Raw genomic sequence first — 21,138 nt, 5'->3', positions numbered from 1 at the left:
ATTTTATACTGTGAAAAATTGCTGAATGACCTAAGGGCACTGTTATTTTATACAGTCGCATTTCCTTCCACACCGTCAGCATTATTGGTTTTAATGCCGGTTATGGCAGCAGTTACAAAGCTGAACAGGCTGACAAGTTTCCCGGCTTTCGTATCCCAATAGTAGGTTTCTTTGGGCTCTACACGGATAATCGTTACATCCGGATCATCTTTTCCGTCAAACCATGCCTTGGCCAGTGGCGACCACTTTTCTTCAATGGTGGCTTTATCCTTATAAACAGAGGCTTCACCATAAACAGAAAGATACTGGGAATCGCTATTGTTCATAAAGAAAAGCTGTACTCTCCGGTCTTCTTTTATTTCAAAATTTTTATTACTTGTTCCGCTGCTTATAAACCATAAATTTCCGCTGTCATCTGTTTCCTGAAGGGTCATAGGACGGGAATTGACAGGAACCGTTTCAAGCTCGGTACAGAACATGCATATTCTTGCATTTTCCGACAGTTCTTTGATCTTTTTAATGGCTTCTAGATGGGTTAAATTTTGTGTTGACATAATATTATAATTTAGTGATTGGTATTGAATTATAAATTAAAATTGATTTCTCAAAGGCTGGAATCAATAACTTTTTATTTCTTTAAACATTCAAATACCTGACCAAACAACACTTTTTTGTGGTAGTAATGGTTAAAAAAATCTTTCAAAATCATAATAAAGATCTCACAAAAATCAATATACTTTTCATAGCCTGCTCAGAATTTTGCTGTCAATATAAAACGTTCCGAAAGGAATAAAACAAGCCAAAATAACTTTCCAGGTAGTTTCCTTAAATTTCCACTGCTGTTCAACCCCAACACTTAAGGTGTTGAACAAGAAGAGCAGGAATAAGGTTCCGTGTACAGGGCCCATCACCTTTACAAGAGCTGGATTTCCCAGCCAGTATTTTAAAGGAACTGCTATTAAAACTAAGGTTAGCAGAGATATTCCTTCCAAAATAGCCAGGACCCTCAGGCGTCCGATTTTTGTTTTTAATAAATGTATCATAATTATCTGAAATAAGGCCTGTTGGCAAAAGGAGAGAAGGGCCACGGAATGGCAATAAAAATAACTGTCAGTGCAATTGTAAACCAGATGAGCATGGTTTTGAACTTTTCCCTGTCTGTAGTTTTCCGTTTAGCTAATGCGGACCCGACAGTGATCAGAACAATAGCCGTAATCATAAGCAAGATATGAATCATCCCAAAGAAAAGAAGGTCTAAAGAAGCTTTGGCCTCGCCGAAGTTCTTCCAGAAATACTTTACAATTGGACTTTTTGTATAAAGAATGATTCCCAAAATCAATTGAATATGAGCAATCGTGGCTGTCGAATGCCTGATCAGATCTTCTTTCTTTGTAAATGTTTTATGATTAAAATATCCCTTAAAGGAAATCCATATGGCATAAATAAGACTTAATAAAACCACCCACCGGAATAAGGAATGCAGAAATGTAAGAGTCTGGTACATTTTGAATTTTTTATAACAGCCCAAAGGTATAATAAAACATACTAATTGGTATGTTTTTTAACAAAAAATTATTGCTTTGATTTAAAATAAGATTTAAGTCCTTTTAAATAAATAAGATACACTGATTTTGAATTTTCCAGTTTTCCTAAATTTCTTACTCCCCAATAGCCTGATATTACAAAAACAGCTATTTCTCTGGCGTCAACACCACTTTTTACAGTTCCTTCTTTCTTTCCGTTTTCAATACATGCTATTATTGCGTCTTCCCACTGTTTGGAAAGCAGGTTTAATGCTTTTGTGAAATCTATATGCCACGGAGCCATTTCCTGGGTGAAATTAGAGACGGGACAGCCATATTCAACCTTTAAAAACTCGTTTTCCATTAAAACACCATGCATCAGGTTATAAATACATTCCAATGGGTGATTACTCGTTTCCAGGGGTTTGATGAAAGTGCTTCTGAAGTTGTTGATCAAAAGTTCATTAATGATGGCCAGACCCATGTCATCTTTTGTTTTGAAATGATAATAAAAGGCACCTTTTGTAACCTGAGTAGTCGCAATGATTTCATCAACGCTGGTGGTTTGGTATCCTTTCACATAGATTAGCTCAAAGGCTTTCTGAAGAATATTCAATCGGGTTGCTTCTGATTTTTTCATTGAGGTATACTGGCTTTATTGCAAAGGAACGGAATTTTTAAAATACAAACTTTCATTATTATACAAAATATGTTGGGAAAAGCAAGTCATTCAGGCAGCATACAGACAAATAATTTTACTTGTTTTTATATGAACTGACCAGAGCTGGGCAGTCATTTTTGGGGTAAATATTTGATTATTTTTTTCGACTAAGAGTAATAGATATATGAATTTTTAAGGTAAACAAGGGCGCTCCGCTTATTTATTGAAATACAAATAGAGAGGAAATAATATTTAACCGCAGTCCTAATATTCATGAATTTCAGAATCTGTAAACACAAAGAATTTTCCGCCTTTGGGAATATTTTTGGTATCCAGTCCGGTAAACTCACTGAAAGCAGGAAGAAGTAATTGGTTATTTGTCTGAACAAAACACGGAAGTCTTATTTTTTTCACCGCAGAATTTAATATAATACCGGGATGAATATGTCCTGTGATCTGAAATTCCGACAATGTTTCATCAAAGTCATGGACGAAAGTAAAACCGTCAACCGTCAGAGAATCAGTACTGAAAGTTAAACACAATTTTTTCTCCAGTGCAGTTGATAAACGGTCATGATTTCCTTTTACAAGATAAAAATGAAGATCCGGGTACTGATTTCTCCAGCTGCAGAATGCGTCTACATCTGAATTATCTCCGGCGTGAAGCAAATCTCCAACGACAATAAATTTTTCGGGCTGAAAATATTCAATCAGAAAAGAAAGTCTTTCCAGATCATTTTTCATAATATGATTGGCCAAAGCAATTCCATTTTTTCTGAAATGAGCGGTTTTTCCAATGTGAAGATCCGACAGAATCAATGCTTTCTCCTTTTTCCAAAATACAGCACGCTGATTGGTTAGGGTGAAAATCTGGCTTTTGACGGTAATATTTTTAATTGCGATGTTCAAGTTATTGTTTTGTAAAATGTATTAATGACTTTCTAAAGTTTGGAGACTGGGAGAAGGAGGTTTTATATTATGACATAGAATCCGGAACCCGCACTCCGCAACAAACTCATCATCCACTTATAACTCTAAAACCCTCTTTTCCTTGCCTGTTCCACCATCCGTTTGATCCTTGCATCCAGACTTTCACTCGAAAGTGTCTGCCTTAGGCTGTCTACTTTGATAGGGAAGCTCAGCGGAGTAAAGGTATGGGAATATTTTAAAATGATTTTTGATTTTTCAATTCTTTTAAAGGCTTCTACCAATCGCGGTTCCTGAAGCTGCATATTGAAAACTTCGGTATAGGCCTGTCTGACAAGGAAATGATTCGGGTCGTAATCTTCAAGAACTTTAAAAATGAGTCCGGTCGAGCTTTGCAATGACTTATTCGAACGCTGTTTTCCCGCATAATTCTGGATCACCATTCCTGAGATCACGGCTATATCGCGGAATTTTCTTCTTGCCATTTCTGCGGAATTGATACTGGCTATAACATCATTCATCAGATTGTCACGGGTGAGAATTTTATCTAAATTATCTTCATTCAGAGGAATTTCCTTGTCGCTGAAAAGTTCAAAACCATAATCATTCATAGCCATTGAAAAAGAAATCGGGGCCAGTTTTGAAATACGGTAAGCGATGAGTGCGGCCATCACTTCATGAACCAGGCGCCCTTCAAAGGGATACATGAACATATGGTAACCTTCGCGGTTTTTGATCAGCTCAACAAGAAATTCATCCTCTTTGGGAATGTGTGAATTTTTTTCCTGGCTGGCTAATAACGGATGTAAAAATTTAAGTTCCTTTTCTGAAGCTTTCGGATTTAAGGCATGGGAGAGTTTTTCTCTTAAAAAATGTCCTAAATTGGAGCTTAAAGGAAGTCTTCCACCCAGATAGCTCGGAGCCATTGCTTTTCCTTTTGCTGCACGGACATAAACGGTCATATCTTTGATCATAGCGACTTCCAATGTTCTTCCGGCCAGGATAAATTTTTCTTCTTTTTTTAGTTTTGAAATAAAATATTCTTCCACCATCCCGATATAGCCACCGGAAATAAATTTCACTTTCAGCATGGCATCACTTACGATAACACCCATATTCATCCGGTGCAGCATGGCAATTTTCCTGGAAGTTACTTTGTAAAGGCCGTCTTCCATAATAACGATCTTATGGAATTCTTCATAGCTTTTTAAAACACTTCCGCCGATTGTCAAAAAATCAAGGATGCTTTTCCATTCTTCATCGGTCATTTCCTGAAAAGCGAATACCTTTTTTATTCTTTCAAATGTTTCTTCAGGATAAAATCCGTCACCAACTGCCAGGGTCATAAGAAACTGTACCAGCACATCAAAGCATAGAACCTGCGGTTCACGGGGTTCTGTCACTTTCTGTCTGACGGCTTCTTTTAAAGCAGCGACTTCGATCAGTTCGAGGGAATGTGTAGGAACGCAGTAGATTTTAGAGGTTTCAAAAGGGGAGTGTCCGCTTCGTCCTGCGCGTTGAAGAAATCTGGCAACTCCTTTTGCCGAACCAATCTGAATAACGGTGTCTACAGGCTTAAAATCGATTCCGAGATCCAACGAGGAAGTCGACACTACGGCTTTAAGCTTTCCGGCACTTAAATTTTCTTCGATCCAGATCCGGAGATGAGCATCGATAGAACTGTGATGGATGGCAATCTGGCCCGCAAAATCAGGATAGGCACTCAGCAGGAGCTGGTACCACATTTCGCTCTGGCTTCGTGTATTGGTAAAAACAATGGTAGATTTTGAATCCAGAATAATCGGCACTATTTTGTCGGCTAGTTTTGCTCCCAAATGTCCGGCCCAGGGAAGAATTTCAATTTCATCCGGAATTACCGGAAGAATATCTATCTTTTTATGTTCTTTGGCTGTAATTTTTGTTTTTTTGATAGGATACGGAATTAAAACATCCATTGCTTCATCGAGATTTCCGATGGTTGCGGTAATTCCCCATATTTTTATTTTAGGAACATATTTTCTTAATTGGGAAATAGCAAGCTCAACCATGACACCCCGCTTTGAGCCCAATAATTCATGCCATTCATCAGTTACAACACATTTCATGTCCTGAAAGAACCGGGCATGATTTTTCTGTCCTAAAAGCAGATGAAGGCTTTCGGGTGTAACAACGAGAATTTCCGGCATATTTCGTACCTGCTGCTGTTTTATTTTTGGATCGGTATCTCCATTTCGCACGCCAACGGTCCAGTCGATGCCAATTTCATCCATGGCTTCCTGCATGGCTTTAGCAATATCTTTGGACAGAGAACGCAAGGGAGTAAGCCAGATCATTTTCAATCCTTTTTTGTACTCTTCCGGACGGTTCATGAAATCTGAAACCAGCGCAAGGAAAACAGAAAATGTCTTTCCGAATCCTGTAGGGGCCACCACCATTCCGCTGTATCCACTTCCGAATTTTTGCCAGGTATCGATCTGAAATTTGAAAGGAGAAATGCCTTTACCTGCCATCCATTGCTGGATGACTTTGAATCCGTTGCTGTTTTCAAATGCTTTCAAATTATTGGATCAGTTTTTTTATTTCTTCAAGTTCGTCAATTTCATCTACGGTTTTGTCTTTCCGCCATCTTACAATTCTTGGAAACCTTAAGGCAACCCCGCTTTTATGCCTGCTGCTGAATCCAATGCCTTCAAAGGCGATTTCAAAGACCAGCTCAGCTTTTACTGTACGGACAGGTCCGAACTTTTCTATGGCATTTTTATTGACAAATTTGCTGACTTCCATGATTTCTTTATCAGTGAGCCCCGAATAGGCTTTTGCAATGGTCACCAAAGCACCTCCGTTTTTTACGGCAAATGTATAATCCGTGTAATAGGCACTTCGCCGGCCGCTTCCTTTCTGGGCGTAAATCAGGACCGCATCAATGGTCAGAGGACTGACTTTCCATTTCCACCAGTCGCCTTTTTTTCTTCCGGCATGATAAGGAGAGTTTTTCTGTTTCAGCATGAGGCCTTCGCTGTTGATGTCTCTTGATGCTTCTCTTATTGTATTGAGATCGTCCCATTTTTCAAAGTTAATGACCTGGGAAAGCTTAATATTTGGAGGGGTTTCATTCAGAAGTAATTCTTCGAGCATGGCCCGTCTGGCGGCCATAGGTTTTTCACGGAGGTCGGTTCCTTCAAGTTCAAGCAGATCATAAACAAAGACTTCGATAGGAATATCTGCCAGCATTTTTTTTGTTAAAACTTTCCTGTTTAATCTTTTCTGTAATTCATTGAAATTTAATATATTATAATCCTTTACCGCAAGTATTTCTCCATCTAAAACAAAATTACCTTTCATGGCCTGTACGGTATCTTTTATTTCCGGAAACTGGTCTGTGACGAGCTCTTCACCCCTTGACCATATAAAGACTTCATCATTTCTCCTGATAATCTGTCCACGGATCCCGTCCCATTTGTATTCTGTCTGCCAGTCTTCAGGATCTCCCAGTTCTTCAAGCTCTTTTTCCAGCGGATAAGCCAGGCAGAAAGGATAGGGTTTTGAATTATCTGGATTAACATTTTCTGCCGAAATGAGTTCCTGAAATGTAACTTCTCCGGGAAGCCATTTACCCATCAGGCTGTGCATAAGAGTGCTGGCTTCCTGGGACGAAAATCTGGTCAGCGCATTGATGAGTGTTTTATCTGAAACACCAATCCTGAAACTTCCGCCCAGTAATTTATTAAAAATTAAACGTTCTGTATAATCCAGTCCGTTCCATGATTTTAATACAAATTCTTTTTTTTCAGCATCTGATTTATCTTTTAAATGAACAATATCCAGCATCCATTGGGATAGGGTACGGTCGATTTTTTCGACTGGAGGGGGGAGGATAAGAGAAAGTGTTTCTCCCAGGTCTCCCACTGAAGAATAGCTTTCCTGGAATAGCCAGAACGGCAGTTGTGTGATCTCCAAAGCCCATTCTTTCATATAATTGGTATTGACATTTCTCTTGGGCCTTTTTCCTGTAAACAGAGCAATAAACCATACTTTATCTTCATCCGGAGCCCGTTCCAGATAATCGATGATGGCATCTATTTTTGCATTGGTCTTATTGGTAGTTTCCAACGCATTGATCAAATCTGCAAAATGTTTCATGGCCCGGGGTTTTCAATGATTTCTTTTTCAGATTCTTCCTCGTCTTCTCCGAACTGGGTCTGCACCACATCTGCTTTAATACAGATTTCATTTAAATACTTTGAAAAAATCTCGGTCTGGCCATGAGTAACGTGTACAATTTCAGCTCCTGTAGCTTTTACAGCCTGCAAAAGCCCTTTCCAGTCGGCATGATCGCTCATGGCAAATCCTGCATCGGCACTTCGCCATCTTCTGGCACCACGTACCTGCATCCAGCCTGAACAGATGGCTGTGGCTGCATCCGGTATTTTTTTAATGATATTGCTGTCAAGCAGTGCCGGGGGAACAATAACAATTTCATGCTGAACTTCTTTAGCATTCTCTCTGAAATCAGCGACTGTATAATCCGGAAGATCAATTCCGACAGATTCAAAGGCTTCATTCAATTTTCCGATGGAATAGTGGACATATATTTTCCCCAGGCCTTCTACCGCTTTCATAATACGCTGGGCTTTTCCTAAGGAATACCCTATAAATACAGATGTTTTTGTGTTTTCCCTATTTTTAAGGACCCATGTCTGAAGCTTTTTATTAAGGTCAGGAACTTCAAGCCAGTTATAAATAGGAAGTCCGAAAGTACTTTCCGTGACAAACTCGTTGCACTTCACCAGCTCAAACGGAGTACTCAACCCGTCTTCCTGTACTTTATAATCTCCGGAAATAACGGTGACATAACCTTTGTATTCCAATCTTATCTGTGCGGAACCAATAATGTGCCCTGCAGGGTGCAACGAAACCTTTACTCCATTAAGGGTAAGTGTTTCACCATATTCAACACCCTGGCATTCGATATCAATCCCGATTCTCTGATAGAGGATTGGTTTTGTATAATGATGGCAAAGGTATTTCTTCATTCCCCAGCGGGCATGGTCGGCATGTCCGTGTGTGATGACTGCCAGGTCTACAGGCCTCCAGGGGTCAATATAAAATTTACCCTGAGGGCAGTAAATGCCTTTTTTTGTAAATGTTATCAGCTTCAATGGAAAATATTTTGATTTTCTATAAAACGTTCTGTATTTATAGAAGTTTGGTTATGCTTTATCCTTCAAAAATCTAACCAATTCTGCATTTTGCATGAAAATATTAAAGGGTTTGAAATTAAAACTTTAAAATCAATTTTATTTTGTGTTTCATTTACCTACTCTCACTGAAAATCTCTCAGCAGGCTTTAAATTCTAACTTTCTCATACATTTTTAAGTGATTTAAATATTGTTCAGTTTGAAATGATCAGTATAAATCTGTTTTTATATAGAACTTTCCAGCAATAAAACATTGAACTTTTCAGCAATAAATATCCTTCTGAAATCTATGACCTTTGTCCTGTAACAATAAAGAAAACAAAATGAGCAAAACAATTTTAATTACAGGTGCAGCAAGCGGTTTCGGAAAAATAGCCGCATTTGATCTGGCTAAAAGAGGCCACAGGGTTATTGCAACAGCACAGGTGTATCCTCAGATGAGTGATTTAATCAGGGAAGCAGGCGAACAGGGAATCGAACTTACGGTTGATAAACTGGATGTAACGAATTCACAGGACATCAATTATATCATTAAAAAATATGATATTGATATTCTGATCAGCAATGCCGGTATTATGGAGGGTGGCCCTATTGCCGAGCAGCCACTGGAGCTTATCCGTTCAATGTTCGATGTGAATGTTTTTGGCGGATTGCAACTGGCACAAGGCTTTGTTAAAAAATTCATTGAACAAAAGAAGCGAGGCAAGATTGTATTCACAACTTCAATGGGAGGACTATGGACGGTTCCTTATGTAGCAGCTTATTGTGCTTCAAAGCATGCTATGGAAGCTATTGCAGAGGGATTAAAAACCGAACTGGCTCCGTTCAATATTAAAATCGCAACCTGTAATCCGGGCGTTTTTGGAACAGGGTTTAATGACAGGGGAGTAGACTCTATTTTCCGATGGTATGATCCTGAAGTGAATTTTACTCCGGAATCTGCTTTTGACGGTGCAGCCGATTCGCTTGCCCATCAGCTGGATCCGCAGTCTATGGCAGAGGTAATTGTAGATGTAGCATTGGATGACAATTCTAATTTCAGGAATGTGCACCCTAAAGAAACAGAGGATTTTGTAAAACAAATACAGGCCGATGCATGGACTGCAAAAAGTTAAACAATGAGCATAACATATAACCAGGCTGCAAAAGCTCTTCAGGCAGCTACTGAAAAAGCAAAATCCATCAATATTCCTGTAAGTATTGCCGTTGTAGATACAGGAGGGCATCTTATAAGCATGGCAAGACTGGACAGTGTTTACGGTGTTATCGATTTTGCTGTTAAGAAGGCGAAAACTGCAGTAATGTTCGGTGTTGACAGTGATGTGATGGGAACAATCATTGCCGGAGCAGATATTCACGGATATGGCATGCTGAATTCCAATGACGGGCTTCTTACCATTGCTGGCGGAGTAGTCATCAAAGATGCTGAAGGAAAAATCATAGGTGCAATAGCGTCTTCCGGGGGAACTCCTGAACAGGATAAAGAGATTGCAGAGGCAGGTGCTGCTGTTATGTCTTAAATTTCAGATATTTGTATCATGGAGAAAACTTCGGAAATCATATTTGATAAACTGGTATATTCCTGTGCTTTTGAAATGTACAGGGGGCACGAGGAATTTATTCCCGATCATTTTCTGGGCTATCAGCTGTCCGGTGAAACCCATGCTTTTCATGACAAAGGCAAAACTGTTATAAAGGAGAATACAGTAGTGCTCGTCAGAAAAAATCAACTGATCCGAACGGTAAAATACCCTTCAAAGAATAAAAAATACCAGTTTCTGTCTATAACTCTTGACCAGGAAACACTCCGTCAGTATGCAGCAGAAAATAAAATAACTCCATCCGAAAGATTTCCCGATACTGAAAGGCTTTTTTTTGAACCTGATGAATTTTTCAGCGGGTATTTTGTTTCACTGCTTCCGTATATTAACAAAACAAAAACAGCAACTTCCAGGCTGACTGTTTTAAAGGTTAAAGAGGCGATAGAGTTGATTCTGCAGAGTAATCCTGATTTTAAAAACCTGCTTTTTGATTTTTCAGAACCTCATAAGATCGATCTAAAGGAATTTATGAATAAGAATTTCAAATTCAATGTGCCGGTGGAAACATTTGCAAGGCTCACAGGTCGCAGTCTTTCCGGGTTTAAGCGTGATTTCAGCAAAGCTTTCAACATGACGCCTAAACAATGGCTTAAAGAAAAAAGACTGGAAGAAGCGTATTACCAGATCCGGCATAAAAACAAAAAGCCATCTGATATTTATCTCGAACTGGGATTTGAAAATCTGTCCCATTTCTATTATTCTTTTAAACAAAAGTTTGGTCTCACGACCAGCAAGGTTTAATAAAAAAACACTATCTATAAAAAAGGAGCAGCTTACCGCCGCTCCTTTGGTTTTTATTTTTCAAAATCATAGAAATTGATTCCGACTTCTTCATTCTTAATTTTTACAACCCGGGTATTCAGCGGATAAAAAATAAATTCTCCGGCACCTCGGATTTTAGCATCCATAAGATGTCCGGCCAAAGCGGTATAATCTTCTCTTCCCAATGTAATATGAAGATGAAGGACAGGTTCTCCTTCTATTTCTGAAACATTTCCGGAAATATTGGTTATTTCCATCTGTTCATTAAATGTTTTATCGATATAATTTTTATCAGAAGGCCTGAAAAAGCGCAGAGTAGCTTCATTCACCGCTCCAATACCTGTAATTTCTCCGGCCAGTATATTTTGGTTTTTAACAAAATCGGTCAGTGTATCAACGATACTTGACCCATTTTTCACACTTACAATATAAATCTGATCAACCTTTCTCGCAGACCAATTATTTCCTTTAAAATTCTGTGTATCCATTCTATTTACAGCTAAAATTAATAGTTTAAACTCTCCAAATTCTTTGTATTTACTTTTTCAGGTAATTGATAATGCTGATCACATCATCTTTACCAAAGCCTTCATCATGAGCTGATTGATAGGTCTCACTCAGCACTTTTGATAAAGGGAAGTCAGCGCCTGCATTTTGGGCAAGGAGAATATCTTTCAGCATCAGATCCAGCGCAAAGGCGGGTTCATACTGATTATGGATGAGCATAGGCGTTTTTACTTTGGTAGCACCACTTCCACTGGCACTTTGGTTGATGATTTCCAGCATATCGGTCCGCTCAATACCTAATTTATCTGCAAACAGGACAGTTTCTGCCAATCCCTGATAAATGGCAGAAAGGAAATAATTGATGGACAGTTTTCCGGCAATTCCTTTTCCGTTTTCACCTAAATGCTTCACCGCTTTTCCAAGTTTTTCAAGATAGGGCATTGCTCGCTGCATATCTTTTTCCTCACCGCCAGCCATAATGATCAGAGTACCTTCTGCGGCTGGAACAGTACTTCCAGCTACAGGGGCGTCTATGAAAGAGGCTTCTTTTATTTTAATGGCTCCGCTTAGCTCAGAAGTGGCCTGTGGAGAGATCGTGCTCATATCTATAAAAAGTTTTCCGGTAATGTCCGATTTCAGGATATCTTTGTAAACTGCTTTGGCAGCATGGTCGTCGGTAAGCATTGTGAATACGATAGTACTGTTCTTCACCAGATCTGAAATCTGAGTATAAACGGTTGATTTTTCTTTAAAGTCTTTAGTCTTTTCAGGTGATCTGTTGTAAACTGAAAGCGGAAATCCTGCTTTTTCAAGGTTTTTAGCCATGGGATGGCCCATATTTCCCAGTCCGATGAATCCTATATTTTCTGTCTCCATTTTATTTTTTAATTATAGTTATGTGCAGGCTTCTGTCGTATAATGAAGCTTTGGATGCAGGTGAAAATTTACCGTAGAATTAGATTAAATAATATAAGTCTCTTGTATTGCAGCAAAAAACCTACCGAAATTACTTTTTATATTACGGTTTTATTATCTTTTGATTGTTTATTTCTGGACTATTTTTCACATTTAAAGCTTTTATAAACGGAAAAACTTACTGAAATTTGCAGTAAATAAAATAAATGAGGATCATAGATATTGAAACGTGGAACCGGAAAGAGCATTTTGAATTTTTCTCAAAAATGGACAGCCCGTACTTTGGATTTACCACTGAAGTAGACTGTACAAAAGCTTATGCCTATGCAAAGGAAAACGGCCATTCTTTTTTCGCGACCTATCTTCACAGGTCAATGGTTGCCGTAAATGCAGTAGATGAGCTGAAACTACGGATTGTAGACAATCAGGTGGTTTTATATGATGCCATTCATGCAGGAACTACGATAGGAAGGGCAGACGGGACTTTTGGTTTTGCATTTATCCCTTTTTCAAAGGACTTTAATACGTTCAATGGTATTATGCAGGAGGAAATAGAGGATGTACAGCGCACGTCAGGGATCAGGATGAATAATGGCGAGCTTGGTAAGGATCTCATCAGGCATTCAACCATTCCATGGAATTCTTTCAGCGCCCTGCTTCATCCTACCAGTTATAACAATTCTGAATCTGTGCCGAAGATCACATTCGGGAAATTCAGCATCCGTGACGGTAAAAAGTTTCTTCCGGTTTCTGTGGAGGCTCATCACGGGCTGGCGGATGGAATTCATCTTGCAAGATACCTTGCGGAGTTTCAGAAACAGCTAGATGGCGGGTATAAGCTTGAGTGTTAAGTTCTGTAAAATTTTAATTTATTAAAAATGAGAGAATCAATACATAATTTTCCTATTTTCAATTTTTAAAATCTTATCTTTTTCCATGCTTTTTATCGCTCTTATCACTGTTTCTACACGCAGGCCTGTGAGGGAAGCAAGTTGTTGTCTTGTTAAAGGAACTTGGAAAGAATAAGGTGTTTTGTCCTCATAATAGCTTTTGAAATATTCCATTAGCTGTTTCAGCTTTAGCATAGGATTCTGGAAAGAAAGATTATAAAGCATCATATATTTGTAATACATCCTTTCTGCCATGCACTGATAAATATTCAGAGAGACTTCCTGGTTTTCATTTATTAAATTCAAAAAACTGGATTTTGGAAGTTTGAAAATCTGGGAGTCCTTTATAGCGACTGCATTCATTGGATAGGGACGGTCTACAAAGAGAAGAGATTCTCCAAAACTGTGTCCGTCTGAAAATATATTCTGAATAAATTCTTTTCCATCCTCAGTGTAATTATTGATTTTAACCTGTCCTTTTTCAATCTGGTAATAAAACATAGAAAGCTCTCCTTCGCGGAAAATAATATCTCTAGATTTATATACTTTAGTTTCTGCTCCGAATGAAATTAATAAATCTTCTACAATCATGGTCTAATAAGTTAATTAAAATTTTAAACAAATGTTTAACCATTGATGTCTTTCATTATGCAATAAACAGAACAGCTGAAAATTTCAATAATGTAAAGAACGGCAATTTTAATGAGTTTCTTCAATATAGTGTACCACATACGTACCACAATTTTTTTGGGGCACTATTTCAAATCCTTTTATATTCACTAAGAATAGGGAATGAACTCATCAAAACATTGATTACGATCATAAAAAATAAAATTCACACCTGCTATATTTGTTTATATAAAGTACAAGCTACGTTCAAAAAATTAAGTTAAAAATGGAATAATATACTGTTTATAGATAAAGCGTGGTATGTATGTGGTATTTTAATTCTGCAAAATTTTAATCATTTTCTCTTTCTTTGTTCCATTTAAAGTAGCTGAAGAAATGAGTGTCAGATAGGGGTTTGCAAGAAAAGATACCGGTCTAAAAGTGTATTTATTGCTTCGAATTATGAATTTAATTATGCAACCTTAAGCTTTCCATAAACATCATAAAAACAGCTGTTATACTATAGCAGGAGAGAAGAACAGATACTGATGCTTATACATACAGCATCAGAAATAAGTAGAGATGAGAAATATTATGAAAAACGAAAAACCACAATCTAATTTAGAAGATTTGAACCAAAAGATTTTTATGCAGGACGAAATTATCACTTTAGCAAAAGAAAATTCCCCACGTTTGCTGAATAAATTCAGGTTAGTTTACCCTGATTTTTTTGATAAAATAGCTAAAGTATATCCCAATCTCAAAAATTCTGAATTGATTTTTTGCATTTACCTAAAACTCAACTTTACCACTAAGGAAATTGCAACCTATACTTTTGTGACTCCAAAAGCCATTCAGAACAGAAAAAACAGGATCCGGAAAAAACTTAACATTCCTTCCGAAGTGGATATTTATAAGTGGTTTAATGACCTTTAAACAATTTTGTATTACATTATATTTGGATTACTGCTTTGTCCAGATCGTGGTAAAGCAGTATTTTCCATTGCTCATCAGCAGCTTCTTTCTGCCATTTCAGTCTTAATTCCATAGCTTTTCTGCCATTAAAATCACTTTTATAAGCAAGATGGTATTTAAGGTAAGACTCCTGGGGAAGATCATCCGCTCCGTAAAAAACAGTTTCCCCGTTCTCTCTGATCCAGAATACCTGCATAAAAGGGGTATGGCCACCCACCACTTCAAAAGAAATCCCGTTAGCGATCTCTCCCTGATCTTCACTCATCCATACAATATTGGGAAGGCTGATCAGTTTTTCCAATGTATCAAAATCAAAAGAGGGATTTCCTTTATTTTCCATCGCAAAAGCCAGTTCCCTTTTTTGAACATAAATTTCTGCATTGGGAAATGCCGGTTGAAAATCATTGTCGTTCCGTATGATACTCCCATCAATATGGTCTTTATGAAGGTGTGAAAGAAGAAGTTTTGTGATCTGTTCCGGTTTTATATTCTCTTTTTCCAATAGCTCGGAAATGACAGTCTTTCCTTCAGCGTTTTTCCAACCTATGCCGGCATCAAGAAGGATATAATCATTGGCTGTAATAATAAGAAACGGCTGCACAGACATTTTAATTCCTTTCACTGTATCAAAATTTTCATCTGTCAATAGTGTAAAGTCCTTTGTTTTGCTGGCCGAGAAGTTGCCTTCTTTGAGCGGAATAATTTTCATTCTGCAAATTTCCCAAATATTTCTAAAACCTAAAAACCTTTTTTTCAATAGAGCTCATCGGAAAAAACGATCATCTTACCAGCTGTTCAACCCGTTGTTTAGAGCTTTGATATAATTTTCTTCATCAAAAGAGTAGAGATCAGGAGCTTTATGGGCGCCACCGCGTCTCTGTTCTTCAAGCTTTTTCAGGATTCCCAAAGTCTTCATTTTTGTATAGAAATTTCCCCGGTTAAGCTCTTTTCCCAACACAGCTTCATATAATTTCTGAAGTTCAGGAAGCGTAAATTTTTCCGGAAGAAGGTTTCGCCCGATAGGTATTGCTGCAATTTTCTGCCTCAATATGAGAAGAGCTTTTTCAATGATCTCACGGTGATCCATCGCAAGTTCAATTTCCTGCAGTTTGCTGAGAAAGATCCATTCGCAGGTCTCACTGTATTGATCGGGAATGATGTTAAGCATTGACGGGTTATAAAGTGCATAATATCCTACAGAAATAAACCGTTGCTTTTGAAAAAGAGTTTCATCAAAATCCTCAAAATAAGATTCACTTCTGTTTTTCCTTCCGAACACTCCGAATTCTTCAAGATAAATATCTGCAACACCGGTTCTTTCTTTGAGGATTCTTTTAACAGCTTCATCCAGATCCTCATCTTTTTTAACATAGCCGCCCGGCAGCAACCATTTTTGCCTGTAATTGGTCTTTAGAAGCAGAACTTTAAGTTCATTATGCTCAAATCCGAAAATAACGGGATCGGCTGAAATATGAGGCAGGAAAATTTCTTTTGCCTCGGCAGATTGCTGTAAAAGCTGTTGTTTAAAATCCATGGAACTAATCTGAGATTGTGTCTTATTACAAATTTGCTAAAAAAAAACGAAATCTTACCAAAAATCCTTTGCATAGAGGCCTTAAAAAAAATCACTTTAATAATCTTAACAAAATGAAATCAACTACAAAATATTAACAGATAATTTTCCGTTAGAAATAAGACACAAAATACATGGCTGACTTTTCTGTAAAGCTATTAACTGACGAAAAACAATTCCTGCTTTTACTGCTGACAAATTATTTTAAGATTAAATGCCATAGTTGATTGAAAGAGGCCGTTTATTTGTAACGGCCTCTTTTTATAAATTCATTATCTTTGCTGATCTTAAGCTGAACTTTTTATTTGACTGTTTCAACCTTATACGTTAGCAGTTCTATAATTCTAATCATATCATGCAGGCAAACTTATCCTCTGGCATTTCTCGTACTGTAATCTGGCTTATGGCTGTCATTTCGGGTCTTGTGGTGGCCAATAACTATTATAATCAACCTTTATTAGCACTCATTTCCGATGATCTTCATGTTTCCGAAAGTGCAGCGGGAAGAATTTCCGTGCTTACCCAGATAGGCTACGCGCTGGGACTTTTATTGCTGGTGCCTTTGGGAGATAAATTTTTCCGTAAAAAATTAATTTTATTTGATCTGGTTCTTGTATTCGGATCCTTGCTTTGGATGACCTTTGCCACCGAATTATGGATGCTGTACGCAGCAAGCCTGTTGATTGGTGCAACCTCTGTCATTCCTCAGCTGTTTGTACCTATTGCGGCAGAATTATCTTCGGATAAAGAAAAATCTTCCAATATTGGACTTGTAATGTCCGGGTTGCTTCTTGGAATACTTTTGTCACGCTTTATCGGTGGTATTGTAGGCGAAGTCTGGGGCTGGAGGGCCATGTTCGGAATCGCGGCAGGACTAATGATCCTGGTGTGGATTGCCGTATACAAAATGCTTCCGGAAATGCAGCCAAATTTCAGGGGAACATACAGAGAACTGATGAATTCCGTGGTTCATCTGGCAAAAACACAACCCATATTACAGCTCGCTTCATTCCGTGGGGCAATGGCCTTCGGATCTATGTGTGCTTTATTTACCACCTTGGTCTTTCATATGGAAAAACCGCCTTTCAATGCAGGTTCTTCCGTAGTGGGAAGCTTCGGGCTGGCCGGAGCTGTAGGAGCGCTGGCAGCGGCAAAAGTGGGAAAACTTCAGAAATACCTGGACATCAATAGAATCATATTGTACTCACTTTTTATAGTGGTGGGAAGCTGGGCGTTTACTTATTTTGCCGGGGAAACGTATTGGGGCCTGATCGTTGGTGTTATCCTGGTTGACCTTGGCGTACAGTCCAGCCATATTATGAACCAGACCAATTACTTTTTAATTAAATCCAACGCGGTCAACAGATTGAATACTGTTTATATGGTCTCTTATTTTATTGGCGGATCCCTCGGAACGTGGCTGGCTTCTATAGCCTGGCAATATACACAATGGGAGGGAGTATGCTTTGTAGGAGCGTCTTTTGGACTGCTGGCCATTTTAGCTCATCTTGTATTCAGTAATAAAGTAAACGCATCCCAGCCTTAATTTTCAGCCTCTGCCTTACCCATATTTTCCTGAACCAAGTCCCTGTGTTTGGCTCCCCATTTTTCCAGATCTTCCCAGATCGGGATCAGTTCTCTGGCAATATCCGTGAGCTCATAATCTACTCTTGGCGGAACTTCAGCATGTACTGTTCTTTTTACCAGCCCTTCTTTTTCCAGTTCCCGGAGTTGAAGTGTGAGCATTCTTTCGGTAATTCCACAGATCCGGTCGCGCACTTCACTGAAACGTAGTTTTCCGTCTTTTAACCTATTTAAAATCAAAAGCTTCCATCTTCCGCCAATTTTACAAACTGCATAAGACAGATCACATTCCTGTATATATTTTTTATTAATATTATTCGTCGAATTTTCCTTTATTTTTCCCATAGCTTACAAATTTGTTAGTACCATACAATTAGATGTATACAGTACAAATGTAAGGTTTGAAAATTAATTTTGTCCTCACAAACTGAAAATAAACAGCAGTTCCGGAACAAGATCGCTCAACATTCCAAAAAATAGTATTCACACAAAAAATAAGAGTAATGCAGTTAACAGAACCTATCAGACAGATTTTAAATCACTTAGAAACAATACATTCATTCAATGCCAAAAATCCATTAGAGGATACCCGAAAATACCTTGAAACCATGTCCCTTCAGCTTAGCAGAAAAAAAGAACCTATTGCCATGATAGAAGAGCTGAATATTCCTCTGGAAAGCCATCAGATTCCAGTCCGGATCTACCGCCCAAAAGGGAAGGATATCCAAAATTCATCAGCAATCATTTATATTCATGGAGGATGGTTTATTGCCGGCAGTTTTGAAACCCATGATGCTGTAGTTCGGAAACTGGCCAATAAAACCGGATCAGTGGTGATCTTTGTGGATTACCGCCTAGCTCCTGAACATGCTTTTCCTGCTGGCTTAAACGATTGTATTGACACTGTAAAATGGGTCGCAGACCATGCGGAATCTTTAGGAATTGATGCCAACCAGATCGGTATTATCGGGGACAGTGCCGGAGGCGCACTTGCAACAGGTGTTTCTACCCAGGTAGGAGAGTTGTTGAAGTTTCAGGTACTGATTTATCCTGCTGCAGATCATCAGCTCAATACAAAATCGTGGGAGACGTATGAAACCGGGCCGGTTTTAAATAAAGAAGGAGGTATCCAGGCCTGGAAATGGTACCATCCTGAAGGAGCAGACCATCCAAATCCTTTGGCAATACCTATTTTGATCAAAGATTTTAAAAATACACCACCTACATTGGTTCTCATTGCAGAACATGATGCTTTGAGAGATGAAGGAGAAGAGCTGTCACAGCATATGAAAGACGCAGGAATTCCTGTTCGTATCAGCTTTTATAAAGATATGGTTCATGGTTTCATGCATATGGGAGAGATCCTGAATGAAGTCCAAAAGGCGACTGATGAAATAGCAGAGTTTGCGCATCAACATCTTAAAACTGCAGGAAAATAAGTATGAAAAAATATGCATATATCGGCTGCCTTGGATTCATTGCAGTTATTACCACTGAATTTGGGGTCATTGGAATTCTTCCGCAAATCGCGGAACATTATCAAATAGGTGTAGATAAAGCAGGCTGGCTGCTCAGTGCTTTTGCTTTGATCATTGCTTTAACGGGGCCTTTCATTACTTTACTAATGTCCGGATTTGATCGCAGGAAAGTGATGCTTACCGCAATTTCTATATTTTTGTTTACTGCTTTAGTTTCCTCACTGTCGCCACCGTTCTGGCTTCTGATGCTGGTCAGGGTGCTTCCGGCTTTTTTGCAGCCTGTCTATATTGCCACAGCATTGTCTGTCGCTGTGTCCGGTGCTGATGAAAAGCAGGCGAACAAACTGATGGGAATTGTTTTTATAGGGGTTGCCCTAGCTATGGTGATAACAGTTCCTTTTGCAACATGGCTGGCCAGTGTATGGATATGGGAATCTTCTTTCATTATCCAGAGTGCAGTCAGTATGATAGCTTTGGCTGTTATCTATTTTTTACTTCCTCCAATGCCTGTCAAAGAGAAGAAATCTTACAAAAGTCAGCTTAAAATTTTGACACAGCCAACATTTCTCATCAGTACTGCTATGAATTTTTTCATGATAACAGCCTGGTTTTCTACCTACAGCTATTTTGCAGATTATCTGAATAAAGCTAAAGGAATGGACGGACCGATGATCAGTTATATGCTTTTTCTGTTTGGAATCATTGGTGTTTTTTCCAATTGGATAGCAGGGAAAATGTTAAGCTGGAATGTCTCAAAAACAACAGCTCTGTTTCTTTCAGGTACGGTTATAATGCCATTCCTGCTGTACTTTTCCGGAGACAGCCTGCCCGCCAATGTTATAAGTATCGCGATCTGGGGATTTCTGTATTCTCCAAGTTTTCAAAATGCTTCAACCTATATGATTTCTTCTGTTCCGGGTTCTCTTGAATTTGCCAACAGCCTGGCTACTTCTTTTGGAAATTTAGGAGTAACGCTGGGAACTACCTTGGGAGGCTGGATGATCGTGACTAAAGGAGCCGCTTATAATCCATGGATCGGTTTTGTATTTGGGATGCTGGCTTTTCTGATGATCATTCTCAGAAACATTCTTGAGAAAAGATCCCAAAAGCAGAAGATCGTTATTTCGTGTCATTAATGTATTGTAATAAATTTTGTTACAATTAAGAAATATATTAATTTTGCAGTCTGATAGTTTTATCAGAATTAAAATAAATAAAGAATGAAAATAGAAATATGGTCAGATATTATGTGCCCGTTCTGCTATATCGGTAAGCATAATTTTGAACAGGCTCTTGAAAAGTTGCCGTTTAAAAACGAAATAGAAGTAGAGTGGAAGAGCTTTCAGCTAGACCCAACCTTAGATGCTGCCCAGCCTCAGAATACGATTGAGTATTTCAAAGAGAAAAAAGGATTTCCTGCAGATCAGGCATCTCAAATGATTGGGCAGGTTGCCCAGATGGGAAAAGGAGCAGGAATTGATTTTAATTTTGAAAAAGCTTTGATCATCAATACTTTTACAGCCCATAAATTACTTCATCTTGCCAAAAAATACGGTAAGGCGAATGAAATGGAAGAAGCTCTTTTTAAAGCTCACTTTATCGACGGAAAAAATGTAGGAGATATTGAAGAACTTGTTTCTCTTGCGGGAAATTTAAATATGGATAAAGAGGAAACCAGACAGACCTTAACATCAGATCAGTTTGATTATGAGATCAGTCAGGATATCCAGGAAGCCAAAAACAATGGAATTTCCAGCGTTCCTTTTTTTGTTCTGAATGGAAAATATGCCGTATCCGGAGCACAGCCTGCTGAAGTTTTTGCAGATGCGCTTCAACAGACGTACAAAGAAACAGTAAGCCCGTTTAAAGATCTTTCCAAAGAAGGAGGTGCATCGTGTGATACGGATGGATGCAGTGCTTAATTAATATAATTT

General features: G+C 38.5%; 23 protein-coding genes. 9 read left to right on the top strand and 14 right to left on the bottom strand.

Going from position 1 to position 21,138, the window contains the following annotated elements; genetic code table 11:
• Positions 1 to 47: 47 nt before the first annotated feature.
• The 8 genes from DRF60_RS08445 to DRF60_RS08410 all read right to left on the bottom strand — a co-directional run bounded on the left by DRF60_RS08445 (position 48) and on the right by DRF60_RS08410 (position 8,270).
• A complete protein-coding gene (locus DRF60_RS08445) occupies positions 48 to 554 on the bottom strand; it encodes a pyridoxamine 5'-phosphate oxidase family protein (protein ID WP_116011671.1) in 507 nt (168 codons plus the stop codon).
• Positions 555 to 740: 186 nt separating this feature from the next.
• Positions 741 to 1,043: a DUF3817 domain-containing protein gene (locus tag DRF60_RS08440; protein ID WP_116011670.1), complete on the bottom strand. Its 303-nt coding sequence runs from the start codon at positions 1,041 to 1,043 to the stop codon at positions 741 to 743.
• Between the two features lie 2 nt (positions 1,044 to 1,045).
• Entirely contained in the window at positions 1,046 to 1,504 is a 459-nt protein-coding gene (locus DRF60_RS08435; RefSeq protein ID WP_116011669.1) for a hypothetical protein, read from the bottom strand.
• Positions 1,505 to 1,572: 68 nt separating this feature from the next.
• Entirely contained in the window at positions 1,573 to 2,163 is a 591-nt protein-coding gene (locus DRF60_RS08430) for a TetR/AcrR family transcriptional regulator (protein ID WP_116011668.1), read from the bottom strand.
• A gap of 285 nt (positions 2,164 to 2,448) precedes the next feature.
• Complete coding sequence (pdeM, locus tag DRF60_RS08425) at positions 2,449 to 3,093, bottom strand: ligase-associated DNA damage response endonuclease PdeM (protein WP_157967946.1); 645 nt, start codon at positions 3,091 to 3,093, stop codon at positions 2,449 to 2,451.
• Between the two features lie 125 nt (positions 3,094 to 3,218).
• Positions 3,219 to 5,669 (bottom strand): ligase-associated DNA damage response DEXH box helicase, encoded by a 2,451-nt coding sequence (locus DRF60_RS08420; protein ID WP_116011666.1) that lies wholly within the window; start codon positions 5,667 to 5,669, stop codon positions 3,219 to 3,221.
• Between the two features lies 1 nt (position 5,670).
• Positions 5,671 to 7,251 carry an ATP-dependent DNA ligase gene (locus tag DRF60_RS08415; RefSeq protein WP_116011665.1) on the bottom strand — a complete coding sequence of 527 codons (1,581 nt, stop codon included), beginning with the start codon at positions 7,249 to 7,251 and terminating at the stop codon, positions 5,671 to 5,673.
• Positions 7,248 to 8,270: a ligase-associated DNA damage response exonuclease gene (locus DRF60_RS08410; RefSeq protein ID WP_116011664.1), complete on the bottom strand. Its 1,023-nt coding sequence runs from the start codon at positions 8,268 to 8,270 to the stop codon at positions 7,248 to 7,250. The genes DRF60_RS08415 and DRF60_RS08410 overlap by 4 nt, the downstream gene beginning before the upstream one ends.
• Positions 8,271 to 8,633: 363 nt before the next feature.
• On the opposite strand from DRF60_RS08410, the gene DRF60_RS08405 reads away from it, so the two are divergent.
• Genes DRF60_RS08405 through DRF60_RS08395 form a run of 3 tightly spaced genes read left to right on the top strand, consistent with a single transcriptional unit; the run spans position 8,634 to position 10,652 of the window.
• Positions 8,634 to 9,425: an SDR family oxidoreductase gene (locus DRF60_RS08405; protein ID WP_116011663.1), complete on the top strand. Its 792-nt coding sequence runs from the start codon at positions 8,634 to 8,636 to the stop codon at positions 9,423 to 9,425.
• A 3-nt stretch (positions 9,426 to 9,428) separates the two neighbouring features.
• Positions 9,429 to 9,830: a GlcG/HbpS family heme-binding protein gene (locus DRF60_RS08400; RefSeq protein ID WP_116011662.1), complete on the top strand. Its 402-nt coding sequence runs from the start codon at positions 9,429 to 9,431 to the stop codon at positions 9,828 to 9,830.
• Positions 9,831 to 9,848: 18 nt separating this feature from the next.
• Positions 9,849 to 10,652, top strand: a complete 804-nt coding sequence (locus DRF60_RS08395; RefSeq protein ID WP_116011661.1) for a helix-turn-helix domain-containing protein — start codon at positions 9,849 to 9,851, stop codon at positions 10,650 to 10,652.
• A gap of 53 nt (positions 10,653 to 10,705) precedes the next feature.
• On the opposite strand, the gene DRF60_RS08390 is transcribed toward DRF60_RS08395, so the two are convergent.
• Together DRF60_RS08390 and DRF60_RS08385 are read right to left on the bottom strand one after the other, a co-directional pair.
• The gene (locus DRF60_RS08390; RefSeq protein ID WP_116011660.1) at positions 10,706 to 11,161 is read right to left on the bottom strand and encodes a PPC domain-containing DNA-binding protein; all 456 of its coding nucleotides are present in this window, start codon (positions 11,159 to 11,161) and stop codon (positions 10,706 to 10,708) included.
• A 49-nt stretch (positions 11,162 to 11,210) separates the two neighbouring features.
• Complete coding sequence (locus tag DRF60_RS08385; protein WP_116011659.1) at positions 11,211 to 12,056, bottom strand: NAD(P)-dependent oxidoreductase; 846 nt, start codon at positions 12,054 to 12,056, stop codon at positions 11,211 to 11,213.
• Positions 12,057 to 12,301: 245 nt separating this feature from the next.
• Here DRF60_RS08385 and DRF60_RS08380 point away from each other — a divergent pair, with 245 nt between their 5' ends.
• Positions 12,302 to 12,946 (top strand): chloramphenicol acetyltransferase, encoded by a 645-nt coding sequence (locus DRF60_RS08380; protein ID WP_116011658.1) that lies wholly within the window; start codon positions 12,302 to 12,304, stop codon positions 12,944 to 12,946.
• A 36-nt stretch (positions 12,947 to 12,982) separates the two neighbouring features.
• On the opposite strand, the gene DRF60_RS08375 is transcribed toward DRF60_RS08380, so the two are convergent.
• Positions 12,983 to 13,576 (bottom strand): Crp/Fnr family transcriptional regulator, encoded by a 594-nt coding sequence (locus DRF60_RS08375; RefSeq protein WP_116011657.1) that lies wholly within the window; start codon positions 13,574 to 13,576, stop codon positions 12,983 to 12,985.
• A gap of 612 nt (positions 13,577 to 14,188) precedes the next feature.
• Between DRF60_RS08375 and DRF60_RS08370 the strand changes: the two genes are divergently transcribed.
• Positions 14,189 to 14,530: a helix-turn-helix transcriptional regulator gene (locus tag DRF60_RS08370; protein WP_157967945.1), complete on the top strand. Its 342-nt coding sequence runs from the start codon at positions 14,189 to 14,191 to the stop codon at positions 14,528 to 14,530.
• Positions 14,531 to 14,546: 16 nt separating this feature from the next.
• Here DRF60_RS08370 and DRF60_RS08365 read toward each other — a convergent pair whose 3' ends face one another.
• Together DRF60_RS08365 and DRF60_RS08360 are read right to left on the bottom strand one after the other, a co-directional pair.
• The gene (locus DRF60_RS08365) at positions 14,547 to 15,278 is read right to left on the bottom strand and encodes an MBL fold metallo-hydrolase (protein ID WP_116011655.1); all 732 of its coding nucleotides are present in this window, start codon (positions 15,276 to 15,278) and stop codon (positions 14,547 to 14,549) included.
• Between the two features lie 75 nt (positions 15,279 to 15,353).
• Positions 15,354 to 16,103 (bottom strand): NUDIX hydrolase, encoded by a 750-nt coding sequence (locus DRF60_RS08360; RefSeq protein WP_116011654.1) that lies wholly within the window; start codon positions 16,101 to 16,103, stop codon positions 15,354 to 15,356.
• Between the two features lie 442 nt (positions 16,104 to 16,545).
• Here DRF60_RS08360 and DRF60_RS08355 point away from each other — a divergent pair, with 442 nt between their 5' ends.
• Complete coding sequence (locus DRF60_RS08355; RefSeq protein ID WP_238640122.1) at positions 16,546 to 17,688, top strand: MFS transporter; 1,143 nt, start codon at positions 16,546 to 16,548, stop codon at positions 17,686 to 17,688.
• Here DRF60_RS08355 and DRF60_RS08350 read toward each other — a convergent pair.
• On the bottom strand, positions 17,685 to 18,071 hold the full coding sequence (locus DRF60_RS08350; RefSeq protein ID WP_116011652.1) for a winged helix-turn-helix transcriptional regulator: 387 nt from the start codon (positions 18,069 to 18,071) through the stop codon (positions 17,685 to 17,687). The two genes, DRF60_RS08355 and DRF60_RS08350, sit on opposite strands and share 4 nt — an antisense overlap.
• Before the next feature lie 158 nt (positions 18,072 to 18,229).
• Between DRF60_RS08350 and DRF60_RS08345 the strand changes: the two genes are divergently transcribed.
• From DRF60_RS08345 to DRF60_RS08335, 3 genes are all read left to right on the top strand, one after another.
• Positions 18,230 to 19,165, top strand: a complete 936-nt coding sequence (locus DRF60_RS08345) for an alpha/beta hydrolase (protein WP_116011651.1) — start codon at positions 18,230 to 18,232, stop codon at positions 19,163 to 19,165.
• Positions 19,166 to 19,167: 2 nt separating this feature from the next.
• Entirely contained in the window at positions 19,168 to 20,340 is a 1,173-nt protein-coding gene (locus tag DRF60_RS08340; protein ID WP_116011650.1) for an MFS transporter, read from the top strand.
• Positions 20,341 to 20,424: 84 nt separating this feature from the next.
• The gene (locus tag DRF60_RS08335) at positions 20,425 to 21,126 is read left to right on the top strand and encodes a DsbA family oxidoreductase (protein ID WP_116011649.1); all 702 of its coding nucleotides are present in this window, start codon (positions 20,425 to 20,427) and stop codon (positions 21,124 to 21,126) included.
• Positions 21,127 to 21,138 lie beyond the last annotated feature (12 nt).

This window comes from Chryseobacterium elymi (assembly GCF_003385495.1).
Lineage (GTDB): Bacteria > Bacteroidota > Bacteroidia > Flavobacteriales > Weeksellaceae > Chryseobacterium > Chryseobacterium elymi.
Note: the sequence above shows the minus strand (reverse complement) of the source record. Positions and strands in the feature narration are given on the sequence as shown.